The following is a 13531-nucleotide window of genomic DNA, read 5'->3' on the forward strand; positions in this document are numbered from 1 at the left end:
ATATGATTTGCAGTACACTTTTAAATCCCTATGAATACGTTGTTACCACATTGATTGAGAAATACACTGATGATGCATTACTTGGGTTGTAAACAATCACATAGTACACCCCTGAACCTAGGGTGATTTGCTTATTTATGTACATGCCGAAGGCAGAGAGGTAGTATGTGGGTGACTGACCCTCGACAAAATATATTAGGTTGGCTGTGTCAACTACGAAGACCTCCACAGAATTTGGGGAACTCGACACGGTCAAACTCACGGTTCCCGAGAAACCACTTGGTATAATAACTATGACAGGTATTGCGAAGGCACTTGGTCCTAAATTACCACTACCGCTACCACTACCTAGCCAATTAAGGATACCATTGTACGTATTATACAACGAGTTATATTGATTCTGTAAGTTGGTGTAGTTTGTCTCTAGGGCGTTATATTGGGATTGCATACTTGAGTATTGGTTCTGTAGGCTATTGTAGTTAACCTTCAATGCTGTATAGTTTGACTCTAGTGTTGTGTATTGGCTTTGTAATGCGTTGTATTGGCTTTGTAGGTTTGTGTATTGTGATTGGAGCGATTGATATTGATTGTATAATGAGTTATATTGGCTCTTTAGTGTTGTGTAGTTGGTCTCTAGGGAGTTGTATTGGGATTGCATGCCGCTGTAATCCGTCATGAGCGTGTTATATTGTGATAATAGGTCTTCGTACTTGTTGTGCCAGTAGTTATTGCCTGATGCTGATGAGAGATAGAGACTTATGGCTATGATCAACGCAACCACAAACAAGGCAGCAAAAACAAAAGCCAAAAACCTCCAGAAATTAGAGCCACGGAGAAACTTAAAACCCCTAAAACCCTTACCACCAGGCGAGGGCGGCGGAGGAGGCGGTGGTGGAGGTGGCGGAGGTGGGGGTGATGGTGGTGTCTCCTCAGGCGGTGAAGGCGACTGCGGTGGCTGCTGCCCCTCACTGACAACCTTAGTTTTCTCCCTCTCCCCACCCTGCTGAGACATTGCTAGGCAATTAATTAGCAAACTTTTAAGCGTTTAGTAGGTTATTTATGACGTAAAACGCCGAATAATTACTGCTCATTTAAATCTGCGCCAATTGCTAATAGGAGATCCCCTGCCTACGCCTACTCATTATTAGTATTGTGGTTGATATTGCTATGATTACTATGGCTACGGCATCCACAACCACAGCCCAAATAGGCACGGAACTAGACGAAGACCCAGTAGGCTCCGTAATAACAACAGCATTTGTTGTAGGTTGTGGTGCTAGGTTTAGCGTTACGTTTATGCTTGTGATGCTCGTCTTTGGTGGATCAGTATAATTGGCGTTAATCATGTAGCCCTTCCCGTTCATTAACGTAAGCGTTGCATTGAAGGTCTTGGTTGTTTTGTTGGTTACCGTGAACAACACAATCTTCGCCGTGGTATTACTCATCGAGGCTATGACAATGTCGGTCTTATTGGCAAACTTAACGAAAACGGGTTTCGTGGAATTAATGACGAGACCATCAAAAGCCGGTTTGCCAGTGTGATTACTAATCCAAAAAGCCTCCAGGGTACCATTTGGGTCAATCCAGATGTTTGAGGCATTCATCTGCACAGCAACAATGAATGTGGGTGAGGATGAACCACCATCCTCATAGCCAGCCACCAAACCAGGGGCTGCGTTTGATACGAAGTACATGTTCGTGAAATTCCCTATGGGGGTTAAGGGTTGACTTGTGTTGGCTTCGTAATACACATTTATTGGGAGTGTACTTACGTATAAGCGATAGTTAAGTAGTAATCCTAAACTTAGGTATACCTGCACATTCTTTAGGTTAGTCAGAGTAGACATAAGAGACGGGGCGAACTGCGACAAACCAACTGGCTGTGGCTCCACTACATTAATTACATACCCAACGTTACCAGACCCACCGAAATACATGAAGGATTGATTAGTGGGGTTGTAGATGGCGTAGGTTATGATCTGCGGATAGTTCGGATCGTAGGTCAGGAAAATTATGGACCCGTCCGGCTTTTCTATGTACCCCCATGCAACAACTGAGTAGTATCCCCAGGGGAAATCAACGGTCAGTATTACCGGCGTGTTGTCGTTTATATAATTAACAGCCGTGGAAGCCGCAACATCGGCTGGCTCCTGCTCTGTACTATTTCCTAAACCAAAGAACTGATGAATCACAACGGCTAGTGAGGCATCCGTTAGGTATTGCAGGGCATGGGTATTACTCGTAATCGGGCCTAGGTAAAGTTGGTTTGTTGTTGTGGCTGTGGGGCTTGGTAGTGGTACTTCGCCTAGGTAGTAGAGTATTGCGGTTGATGCCATACCATAAGAGAAGCCACCTTCCCATTCATAGTCAAAGTTGGGTTGAGAATACTCATTATATAACGGACTCCACACCACACCATTATACCTCACAACATAGTTGGTCTCGGAGTTTTCCATGAATGGGATGGCATAATAAATAGTACTACCATTATAATACAGCGCCGCCGAGGTCGCATTAATCTGTATTGTGGAAAACAGTGGAACATAGTTCGGATTCATTGAAACAACCGGCAAATTAACAACACCAAACCAACCTCCAAGGTATATAGGTACATAACCATTACTTGATGCTGGTATAATAATGTTATCAAAAATAACGTACCACCCCAATGAACCAGGCAGATTAACCGGAAGCAGGCGCATACCTACATAGGTATTGGTTAAGGTTAACTGAACAACCTCGCTTTGATTCAAGGCAATAAAACCGTATGCGCTTGGTATCACCGCAAGGGACGTCATTGGATAGTTTAATGTTAAGTTATATTCGTAAATGCCCGGTGTTAGATTAAAGGATGCTATGGAAACACCACCTGGTTGTATCGTAATCGTCTCAGGGAAAGAGACAGGATTACCTTGGGAGAACTGCGTATTTGACTCATAGACATTAATCGTAACACTCACGGGCTGATTCAGCGTATTGCTTATTTCAAGGATCAATTGGTATTGTTGCTGCACCGACACAGATGCCCAGCCCCACTGATCTGTGGCTACGTACTGCGTTTCATACATGGCAAGCAACTCCGCATACACGTAATAAGTGCCGGTTTGGTTCGGTGTGTAATGGAATACGATTGTGTTTAAGCCTGGGCTCAGGGTCACAGCCTCGCTTATCGTGGGTACGTTGGGATTAGCCTCCGACGGGTTCGTGACGACCCACAGATTAATCATGGCATTAACAGTCCCGCTTAAGGGGTTATTGACCGTGATGTTGATGGTTATCTGCCCATTACTTACAATGGGTTGCACGTTGTAAATCACTGGCTCGTTTCTGATGAAGGTGGCTGTGTTGTAGCCTGGCTGTATGTTTATTGTTTCACTACCCCAGTACTCCGTGAAGTTAAACCCGGTGTTTGGGTAGTGGTAGACCTCAAGCGTGTAGGTTCCTGGAGATAAACCGTAGAAGTTGAGGTAGCCGCTTGAGTTCATGTAGGCAACCTCACTAAAACCAGAGGAATTGTAGAGGACTCCGTACACGATGCCCGGCACCGAAGTAGCCAACCTATTAGGAGCACTAAATACTTGAACAGCCAAGGAAGAAACAGTAGGCGGTATGGGTGGAGGAGCTAATTGCAAGGAGACTGCTGTGTAAAGTAAGGCCCAATTATTAAAACTATCGAAAGAAATAGGGTAAATACCAGTGTAATTATAACTTGCTCCAAAGACGAACATACCAATAACGCCTGCTCCTACTCCGAATACGTAATTGCCGCTACTCGGTGGTGTGTAGTAGCCGTTTAGGTTTAGGGTGAAGTTTGCCGATTGAGTAGTGTTCAAGTCGGTAGCAACGCCAGTGAGTGTGTTTGTGCTTGGGTCATAAGTCACGGTGATATCGATCAAATCACCCGGTTTGGGTTGGAATGCTCCTGTGCCAATGCCATCCCAACCTACATGCGGGCGAGTAATGATGGAATAGCCAAGGTTTGACGATGGGCTTGGGCTAACGCTTGGGTTATTACCTTTGGTGTTGTTCACAATCCACACGTTCCATTGCCCAGTAGCACCAGGGGCTGTACCGAATATCTGCCAGAATGGTTCCCACTGAATGACGAGGTATGGTGTTGAACTCTGTGGCAAAAGTATAGCATCCATCACTGGTGATTCTGGTGCTATCGTCGAGTCGTTGATTATTGTGTAGTTGTATTGTGGGCTTATGTTCCACGTTGTTGGGTTTAGGAATAGGTATATTACAAAACCGCCAATAGGGTATGATGATCCGTTGGCAAGGGGCATGCCTCCGCTTGAGTACGTGCCGATCATTGATACAGTAATGTTACCACCATTAAAATACCCATTCCAGAACATAACCCCTGGATACCAGGACCCGATAGAAACAAGTTCAAGTACTGGTTGGTCACTGCTGAGATTACCCTCGGCCCAGTATAAGCTCGCGTTGGACGGCCCATAATATATCGGCCACTTTGACGGTCGACTTGTATTAGAAATATAGCCCATATACACATGCGGTACACCGAAGTATTGCTGGCCATATAGTAGGTTTAAAACTATGGTTTGTTGGATTGATGGGCCTGGAGCTCTGGCTATTGGTTGTCCCAAGCAGGCGATATCTACAAGGAATACTAAGAGTAATATTACTGTTAAGATTTTGAATACTAACGGGCGTCTATCTCTTTGTACCATACTTCTGACTTTACACTAATTTAGTTTTTTAAGTTTTAATGTTGAGGCGGGAAAATGTAATTCCAGTTAGACTCACAATCTAACTTGGCGGTGTGGTGATAAGCCAGGGTGTGCGTGAACCTCAATCAATAGGTACGGATTTAATAGGTGGTTGTCTTTTCATTGTTAAAATAATGCCGTTGGGAACCTAGAGATTTGGACTTATGATGCGTTGAAGCTATGTGGTGCAGGTAATCACAGAAATACATCGAGTCCTGTGTATTAATTAGTGTGAATTTAATTAGTTAATATTCACGTGTACATGGAAGCAACGTATTATTGACCATGGATTATTGATTTAATTCTGCCATTTCGGAGAAGTCTTTTCTGCCGAGGCCCTTTTGGTTGGCTGTTTCGAGGGTTTTGTTTATTGTGGTTAGTAGTGGTAGTGTTTTGCCTCTGTTTGTTGCGTGCTTTATTGTTTGTTCTGTGACGTATTTGGCTAGGTTTATTGAGAATGATTCTGGGTAGTTGTTGTTCAGCATCCAGGGTAGTCTCGTCCTTAGTTGTGCTGAGTCTGCCCCGCTCATGGTCAGCGCTTTCATTAGTGTGTCGTTGTTTAAGTTCAATTCCTTAATTAACGGCATTAGCTCTGCCAGAATTGCCGTATTGGCTATTATTATTGACGTGCTTATTAACTTGAGTAGTGTGGCTTGTTCGTGGGATCCTACGTATATTGGCGTACCCAGTTGCCTGAGTCCCTCCTCACTGGTCCTGTATAGCTTCTCGTCGCCACCCACGAACATGACTAGAGTCCCTGACTCGGCTTGCTTGGGTCCTCCCTCGAGTCTGACGGTTAGGTAGTTCAATCCCTCCCTATTGACGGTATTGAGCACTTCGTTTAATTCCTCGATGCCCATTGTTGTTGTGTCTAGGATTGTTGATTTGGTGTGTAATTGCTTAAGTACGTCAATGACTTCATTGCCTGTGGGTAGCGCAAGTATTGCGTAATCAACATCGGTGGGGCATTCTGACGCGTCATTAAGTGCCCTTAGTCCTAGATTTGTTAGTGATTGGTACACCGATTTATTCACGTCGTATCCATAAACCACGTGGCCCCTCCCCAGGAGATTTACGGCAATGCCCCTGCCCATCCTACCCAGACCCACTATGCAGAACTTCATTGTCCTACGCTTTTTCGATACATTAAAATTAGCTTTTGTGTCATTTATTTGACGCATTACGACCCATAGTGGAGCTTATTAGCCTATTTACTTTATCGATTATGTCCTTTGGGAAGTCGGCATCAACATCCATGGGGTACTCTCTACCTCCGTATTCCTCAGGTAATTTCCTTGTTGCATCAATACCCACCTTACTCCCCAGGTTCGGTATTGGTGTTGATGGGTCGAGCTCCTCAACTGGGTAATCATTAATTATTAGCACATCCCTGGCGGGATTTACGTGTGCAGCTACAGCATACATGACCTGGCGGAAGTCTTTAATGTCTATGTCGTGGTCGGTCACGATGATTATTTTACCCAGGACTGGAACCATGCCCCACAGTGTGAGCATTACCCTACGTGCGTGCCCGGGGTACCTCTTCCTAATGGATACTATCATTACGTACCCAAGGCCCTCAGGTGGTATTTCGATATCCACAATCTCGGGCATTAGGAGCGTGAGCATTGGTTTGATAACTTCATTACCAAACCTTATTATGCTTCCATCCTCGAGTGTTGGTTTACCTGTGACCGTGACCGGTATTAGTGGTTCCTCCCTTGAATAAATAGCTTTAACCTTGACGATTGGGTAGTCCTTGGCTATTGAGTAGACACCAACATGGTCACCAAAGGGCCCCTCCCTAGCATACTCCCCTGTCAATTCACCCTCAATCACGAGCTCGGCATCGGCTGGATAATCAACATCAACAGTAGAACCCCTAATCAACTCAACACCCTCACCCCTCAATACGCCGGTGATGAGCAGTTTATCCAGTGGATGTGGTATCGAAACACCCGCCATGAGCATCGTGACTGGGTCCGGGCCAAAGACCACGGCTACCTCACCCTTACCCTCTAATTCGCTGTACATGGCACTCCTACGCCATGGTTGCCAATGCATTATGAAACGATCTCTACCGACTACCTGTAGTCTATAGTAACCGAAGTTTCGATAATCGCCGTATTTAACGAAGGTTATGCCGAACGTTATGAATCGACCAGGTTCGTGAGGCCATTGCCTAATGGCTGGTATCTTTGTTAAATCAATCTCCCTCCACTCGTACTTTCTAACTGGCCCGTTATTTACGAACTTGGGGAAGTATTGGGCATACCTTCTTAGCTCACTCAATGATTTTAACGCGTCAAGTAAACCTCCAGGTGCCCTGAAATTAATCATATTAGTTAACTCTGAAATGGCATCACCTAGGTTTCTACCCTCCATAACCATCGCAACCCTATCCCATTTACCAAAGAGGTTGCCCACGATTGGTAAAGTTCTCTCCCTGGTCCTTCTTATTATCATGGCAGGACCGCCGCTGTACATTAATTGCCTTAATAGTGCCGCAACCTCGAGGTCGACGCTAACCTCCTCATTAATCTCAACAAGCTCGCCCGCACTCCTTAATTTATCTAGGTACTCCCTGAAGCTCTTAATGACCACGTAAATACAGCTGGGGATTGGGAATTAATTATTACTGGTGCTGGTAATCCTTAAATCCAACCCGTAATTGCACCATATGATGGGTATTAAGTCATGGCTATTGTCATTCAGCCCCACAACCCTGACCAGCGCCTTCTCGTCGGTGACGCTGGGGACCGCATTGGCTTGGTACTTAAACAACAAGTTCGATTTTGTAACCTACGTAATAACACTGGTTGCATTACTGCTCGCCCAGGCTGGTGTTAACCTGGTACATGATTACTACGATTACCTAAGTGGCGTTGATGTAATATATAGATCGAGCGGCTTTTCCCATAGGCCACACCCAATTATAGACTTTGGCCTTAAACCCAGGAGCGTAATTGCCGTGGGCTATGTATTTCTCGCAATAGCCTTTATAGCTGGTGTGTACCTATTCCTAATCGCTGGGTGGTCCGTGATAGCGCTGGCTGTTGCGGGTTTGTTGATTGGTGTTGGTTATAGTGTACCACCACTAAAGCTTCACTATAGGGGTGTTGGTGAGGTTTTGGCTGCCATAGCCATGGGACCCCTGGTCACTTGGGGCTCGTACATAGTCCAAACGGGCATTTACACAAACCCTGCACCATTAATTGTCGGTATACCAAATGGCCTCTTCACACTACTGATACTACTGGGCTCCGGCGCGCTCGAGATTGATGCCTGCAGGGCTGTTGGTAAGATGACCCTAGTCCTACTGGCTGGTTTGAGGAATGTTAAGTACATTGTTTATTCATCCATAGCCATAATGTACCTGGCAATAATAGTTTCCGCAATACTCCACTACCTACCCTATATATCACTGGTAACGTTTGCATTGATACCCAGGACAATAGGGCTTGCCAGCCCCCTACTGGCGAGCGATGAAAATGAAGTCAGGAAGAGGTGGAGGGAGCTTAGGAAACTATGGGCTGGACCCTTCAGCGTTAGGTTGCTGATGCTCATAATATTCATAGCGACAATGATCATTGCACGTATTTATCCACCCTTATCAATCTAGTCCTCGTACATCTACAAAACTTAAAAAATACGTCAATTAACTATGGCGTGCATACCGCAAATAACCTTGAAAGGATGAGGACCAGGGCAGTAATTAGTGCATATCTCGGTTGGGTTATGGATGGATATGATGCGTTAATCGTTACCCCAATCATGCCATTATTGGGGCAATTGTTCTTTCCAGGCCCGTACTCACTGCTCGGTGGAGTCTCGACACTCGTGGCAACGCTTATCGGTAGACCACTGGGTTCCGTGATCATGGGTTATGTCGGTGATAGGTTCGGCAGGAGAGTTGGTTTGCTAGTCACTGTGCTTGGTTACAGTCTCTCGGCACTTGCCATAGCCCTGCTACCAACGTACTTAGCCATTGGCACGTTGGCACCAATATCGCTATTAATACTGAGGTTTTTACAGGGAATATTCCTCGGTGGTGAGTGGGGACCTGGCACGGCGTTAATCATGGAGTGGAGTAGGTGGAGGAGGGAGTTGACATCAGCCTTCGTGCAGAGCGGTTACCCCATCGGTGTCGTGATTGCTACGTTGGTCTATGCATTATTTATGGGCGCGGTTGGTCCTATGGAATTTAATAATTATTTCTGGAGGGTCTACATAGCCACTGGCGCGGTAGTTGCCCTATTGGCCTTTGCCGTGAGGAGTAGGCTTGTGGAATCGCCGTTATGGTATAGGCCTAGGGCTAATCCACTAGCGTTACTGTTTAGGCAGGGAAGTAGATGGTTGGGTGTTGGTGTCTTATTTACGGGTGGTTTGCTCATGATTTACTACTCCACGTACTTGATCTACTCGGACTTCCTAGCCCATGTGTTGCACGAGCCGGGCTTGATACCGGGCGTGATGCTCATGTCAACGATAGCCGCCATAATTGCGGTGTTGCTTTCAGGTCCATTAGCCCTCGTGATTAACTATAGGTGGTTGATAATCGGCACGCTAATCGCGTCCCTAGCCTATGCACCATTCGCCCTATTGCTACAGCCAAACTTCATAAACCTTGTCCTACTTGCCTTCATCGAGAATTTCGCCATGGGATTGGTGCCGTACGTATTATTTGATAAGTTTGAGACGCACTTTAGAGCCAGTGGTTTGGGTGTTTCGTATAATTGGGGCTTGTTGATTGGCGGTTGGGCTCCGATGCTTGTCGTGCTGATGACCCCCATGAGTTTGGGGATGATTTTGATGATGGGCATCGGTGTTTTGCTAGCGATAATTGGTACATTAGCCCTACCTAGAAGGAGCCGGTGATTACTGATTAATGCCCAGTGATTTCGTTGAGTATCCTAAGCATTGCCCTGGCGTTCTCAAGCATCCAGTGATCGTTATTGAAGAATACGTAAACCCTAGATGGGTTTAACGAAAATACCCTAACCGCTAACTCCCTGAGCTCCCCCTCACTATACTCATACCAATACCAATCAGTCCTACCATGGAGCCTAAGGTAGACTATACCGTTTGTCGTGACAACCCGGGTGATTCCTGGCTCATCCACGGATACCACGGTTATGCCTAAACCCCTCATTACACTCAACGCTTCATCATTAAACCACGATGAATGCCTAAACTCTATTGCAAACCTACGCCCAAGCCCTGTTGTTTGGGCAAAATGCCTTACTCGCTCCACGGTCTCTTTAGTGTAGGTGAAGCTTGGTGGCATTTGGAATAGGTAGAAGTCTACGTATTGATCGAGCGGGTTAAATAATTCCTTAAATTTGCGCCATGTCTCTAGGGCATCCTCTTTCAATCTCTTAACGTGGGTTATGTACCTATGCACCTTGACTGCCCACCTCAGTTTTGAACCTTTGCGAGACCAGGAGACCACCTGGTTCTTAAATGGGAATCTGTAGAAGGATGCGTTTAACTCCACGGCATTAAGCCCGGAGTTCCTCGCATACCAATCGAATGTTGAGTCCTCATTCCAATCGTATAACCAACCTGATGTGCCAACGAAAAACTCCACAGCACTAAGTCGCTAATGCCTTAAATAACCCTTAAACCGCCATATTCACGGTAGTGATGAAGGCTGTCGGGACAACAGAGCTAAATGATGATCACCTGGAGGGCTGAACGATCTACAAAAATTGACCATTATTGCGACTAAGTAAGGGACTAAAATCCCAGTTCGTTGATTCTTTAGGGATGATTGGGTCAACGGATGATCTAGGTTATGATGTATACCTAAGCAATGGGATGATGAAGATGATTTTAATGGGGAGGTACCATATTAATGGCGTAACCTATTACCAGCCAACCCTCATCAACCTCAGTATGACGTATTGGTAATACCCAATGAGGTCTGTGGCATTTGGTGATACCGCCAATGCCCTGAATTGCTCAAGCCAGCCTGGTATGCCCACAGGGCTTGAGTACGTGACTACGGATACTAAGTCCTTACTCGTCCTTGCGTAATTACCCGAGATCCCTATGATCACGGCACCTCCGTATGGATTTATTATGAGTAGTGATAGGTTCATGAAGCCGTATGAGTTAAGTGTCTCATCTATATCGCTCTTATACGCCATACTTGGCGTTGATCCCTCCTCACGCGCCATCATTGTTAGGTTCACAGTGGCGTACTGAACATAGGCTGCTGGGTATGGGTACTTAGTCGTTGGACCTAGCGGCGTTATGTAAGCGGTTACATTAAACACTATTGGGTACTTACCTGCGAAGGATAACGTGAAGACTTCACCACTGGGTAGGGTTTCCTGCGCCGTCTCCGTGAAGTTCTCGCTCAATGTTCCGTACTCCATCACCGCATTGAATAGTTGGAACGCATTAAAGACACCGCTCTGCTCAGTATGTGCCATCTCACTGCCGTACCTATACATGAGAACTGCCACGTAGTTTATCGAGTAATTACCATACTCAACATACTGCGTCAACCCTGTTGGGGTTGTTGAGAATATGGGCCCTGAGTCGAAGAAGCTCGATTGAGCCGTTATTAATTTACCACTAATCAGTGGGTTTGAGTTATTAACCCAAAGCATTAGGACCCCAGACACTGTCCATGTGAAGTATGGAAGCCCCATTAATTGATATGCCTCGTACAGGTTAGTCATTGTTATCGAGAGCGTACCATTAAGGCCTGTGGCTAGTAATGGCGTATGTCGGCTACGTATGGGTTGTGGAAGGACAGCGTGTTTATGGAGGGCATGGGCTTCCACATGAATGGGTCAATACCGCCTGTGTATATTGTCTCGAATGGATTGAAGACCGCTGCTAGGTAACCATTGTAATAAACAAGTAAGCTCCTGGTGGCCGGCTCATTTGTGTACCAAAACTCATCCAACTCACCACCCTCGGTGTACATGAGCAGGACTGCCCTATACGTGCCCCTGGGCAGGTTAATGCTGTAGGTCACATTGTCATGGAATGGATTGAGCCCTATCAGGGAAACACCATAGGCATTCGGTGCTATTGGTATGAAGTAATTCGGCAGATTTGGAGGCGCGGGTCCCTTATACAGGTAAAGTGTTGCATTGAGTATGTAGTAACCGGTAACGCCTATGCTCGGCACAATCCAATTCGGCAGGATGACCTGGAACCTAACGCAGCTACCCACCAACATGTTCTCGAAAATTGTTAAGTCAGACCACGCAGTGGAGTTGAATATTTCCTACGTTGAACCCCAGAACACGGGTACACCATTTGCAAATATGTACAGTGCTCTATCGTACTGCGGACCACCGGTCTTCGTTATTGTCACGTTTAGTATGATCATGCTATAGGATCCAGGTGGTATGCATACCGTGGCGTTTTGGGGTATCGTGGCATACGCATTGTTTAGGTCGTACGGGAAAACGGCATTTGTAAGTATGGGTATAACCATTAGTTTACCTGGTGGTAATGGTTGATAAGCCTCGAATGAGTAAAAAACCGTTGTACGTAACGAAGGGGTCCTTCGGGATTATCGTCATTGTCGAGTTGAGTAGTTGTGGGCGTTGTATTTGATTTGCCATTGCTGGTAACACAACCAGCGAAAGCATTAACACTAGTGTTAAGACTATTGTTGCCCATACCTTTGTCATAATAACCCAGTATTCTTTATACTTATAAGTATTGCCTTTTCTATTCCTTAACATAATGAATTACATCATGTAATCAAACTACTAAAAAACGGGCTCCGGCAATACTATCTTACGACTGTACGCATACCCCATGATTAAGCCGATGATAAAACTAAGTAAGTGACCTAGATAGGCGATGCCGAAGGCGAATGCCAGTGGTGATAGTAAGAATATTATGGCTAGTATGTTTATTGGGTTGGACAGGATGACTCCTCGATATGGTGTTGCTATTATGAAGCCCACGAGCCCAAACAACGCGCCCGAGGATCCACCAACTATTACAGGCGTCCCCATGGCGTAGTACAGTATCGGCGATAGGGTTGACGCAACGCCGCTCAGTAGGAACGTGGACCAGAAATTCCTCGATCCATACACAGTTTCGAAGAATGGACCTATGAGCCACAGCGTCATCACGTCGAAGGCATAATCCAGGACTGTGGGGTGGGTGAATATTGCTGTCACAAAGCCCCAAATGGTTATTGGCGGCCATGTGGAACCGAGTAAAGCCATTAGTGTATTATATAGGGTTCGATTACTGGTCACAGCCAGTACGGGTATTGAGAATATTGTGGATATTATGAATACAACCAATGTATTTCTAAATCTATACATCGATCTACCTGCCTCCTCATCTCTTAAATGCTTATCGCACAATCATGTTAAAGTGCTAGATAACTTGGTTGTTTACTTAATAACGTTACATTCGTATAACTTGTTAGCTCCATCAATTAGCTTGAATGCGTACGGTTCTCTGGTCTTGATAAATCCACTATCAAGCTTAGTCTCGTGGAATTCCTCACGTGATCCAGGCAACATCTCAGACCAATAGGGATCAGCAACTCCTATGCTAACTTAGCCAATGACTTAGGTGGTTGTTGATCCTTAATAATAAATAACCGCTTAAGGGTTAAGCGATCTACGGTGTTGGTTTAGGTCTTTCATGACCTTTTGGGAGACCGATTAGGGTAGGTGAGGAAATCAATGAATCACTTAAAGGGTGGGTAGAAGGACTGTTTATAAAGAGGCTTGCCCATGAGCTTATGGCAGAATGCATCCGCTCAATTTTGTTTTTGGTGAGTTGGCTAGGGGTTGTAG

General features: G+C 45.5%; 10 protein-coding genes and 1 pseudogene. 2 read left to right on the plus strand and 9 right to left on the minus strand.

The window, feature by feature from the left end; all coding sequences use genetic code 11:
• Positions 1–28: 28 nt before the first annotated feature.
• From B7L70_RS04875 to B7L70_RS04895, 4 genes are all read right to left on the minus strand, one after another.
• The gene (locus tag B7L70_RS04875) at positions 29–1012 is read right to left on the minus strand and encodes a hypothetical protein (RefSeq protein WP_101940237.1); all 984 of its coding nucleotides are present in this window, start codon (positions 1010–1012) and stop codon (positions 29–31) included.
• A 97-nt stretch (positions 1013–1109) separates the two neighbouring features.
• Complete coding sequence (locus B7L70_RS04880; RefSeq protein ID WP_143701541.1) at positions 1110–4697, minus strand: hypothetical protein; 3588 nt, start codon at positions 4695–4697, stop codon at positions 1110–1112.
• Between the two features lie 329 nt (positions 4698–5026).
• Positions 5027–5860, minus strand: coding sequence for an NAD(P)-dependent oxidoreductase (locus tag B7L70_RS04890; RefSeq protein WP_081226770.1), 834 nt, complete (start codon positions 5858–5860; stop codon positions 5027–5029).
• A 40-nt stretch (positions 5861–5900) separates the two neighbouring features.
• The gene (locus tag B7L70_RS04895) at positions 5901–7340 is read right to left on the minus strand and encodes a UbiD family decarboxylase (RefSeq protein ID WP_081226771.1); all 1440 of its coding nucleotides are present in this window, start codon (positions 7338–7340) and stop codon (positions 5901–5903) included.
• A 79-nt stretch (positions 7341–7419) separates the two neighbouring features.
• Here B7L70_RS04895 and B7L70_RS04900 point away from each other — a divergent pair, with 79 nt between their 5' ends.
• Positions 7420–8358, plus strand: coding sequence for a prenyltransferase (locus B7L70_RS04900; RefSeq protein WP_081226772.1), 939 nt, complete (start codon positions 7420–7422; stop codon positions 8356–8358).
• Between the two features lie 47 nt (positions 8359–8405).
• Positions 8406–9614 (plus strand): MFS transporter, encoded by a 1209-nt coding sequence (locus tag B7L70_RS04905; RefSeq protein ID WP_238376110.1) that lies wholly within the window; start codon positions 8406–8408, stop codon positions 9612–9614.
• A 7-nt stretch (positions 9615–9621) separates the two neighbouring features.
• Here the strand turns inward: B7L70_RS04905 and B7L70_RS04910 are convergent, their stop codons facing one another.
• The 5 genes and pseudogenes from B7L70_RS04910 to B7L70_RS04935 form a co-directional block, all read right to left on the minus strand.
• Entirely contained in the window at positions 9622–10326 is a 705-nt protein-coding gene (locus B7L70_RS04910; RefSeq protein WP_081226773.1) for a DUF72 domain-containing protein, read from the minus strand.
• A 280-nt stretch (positions 10327–10606) separates the two neighbouring features.
• Positions 10607–11428, minus strand: coding sequence for a hypothetical protein (locus tag B7L70_RS04915; protein WP_081226774.1), 822 nt, complete (start codon positions 11426–11428; stop codon positions 10607–10609).
• Positions 11429–11460: 32 nt separating this feature from the next.
• Positions 11461–12198, minus strand: a pseudogene (locus tag B7L70_RS13915) (peptide-N4-asparagine amidase).
• Between the two features lie 4 nt (positions 12199–12202).
• A complete protein-coding gene (locus tag B7L70_RS04930; protein ID WP_081226777.1) occupies positions 12203–12397 on the minus strand; it encodes a hypothetical protein in 195 nt (64 codons plus the stop codon).
• 81 nt (positions 12398–12478) lie between these two features.
• Entirely contained in the window at positions 12479–13048 is a 570-nt protein-coding gene (locus B7L70_RS04935) for a rhomboid family intramembrane serine protease (protein WP_081226778.1), read from the minus strand.
• Between the last annotated feature and the right edge of the window lie 483 nt (positions 13049–13531).

This window comes from Vulcanisaeta sp. EB80 (genome assembly GCF_002078205.2).

Excerpts from the sequence above, each read along its gene's own strand:
- B7L70_RS04875 (WP_101940237.1), bottom strand. The coding sequence starts at position 1,012 with ATGTCTCAGCAGGGTGGGGAGAGGGAGAAAACTAAGGTTGTCAGTGAG.
- B7L70_RS04880 (WP_143701541.1), bottom strand. The coding sequence starts at position 4,697 with ATGGTACAAAGAGATAGACGCCCGTTAGTATTCAAAATCTTAACAGTA.
- B7L70_RS04890 (WP_081226770.1), bottom strand. The coding sequence starts at position 5,860 with ATGAAGTTCTGCATAGTGGGTCTGGGTAGGATGGGCAGGGGCATTGCC.
- B7L70_RS04900 (WP_081226772.1), top strand. The coding sequence starts at position 7,420 with ATGGGTATTAAGTCATGGCTATTGTCATTCAGCCCCACAACCCTGACC.
- B7L70_RS04915 (WP_081226774.1), bottom strand. The coding sequence starts at position 11,428 with ATGACTAACCTGTACGAGGCATATCAATTAATGGGGCTTCCATACTTC.
- B7L70_RS04930 (WP_081226777.1), bottom strand. The coding sequence starts at position 12,397 with ATGACAAAGGTATGGGCAACAATAGTCTTAACACTAGTGTTAATGCTT.
- B7L70_RS04935 (WP_081226778.1), bottom strand. The coding sequence starts at position 13,048 with ATGTATAGATTTAGAAATACATTGGTTGTATTCATAATATCCACAATA.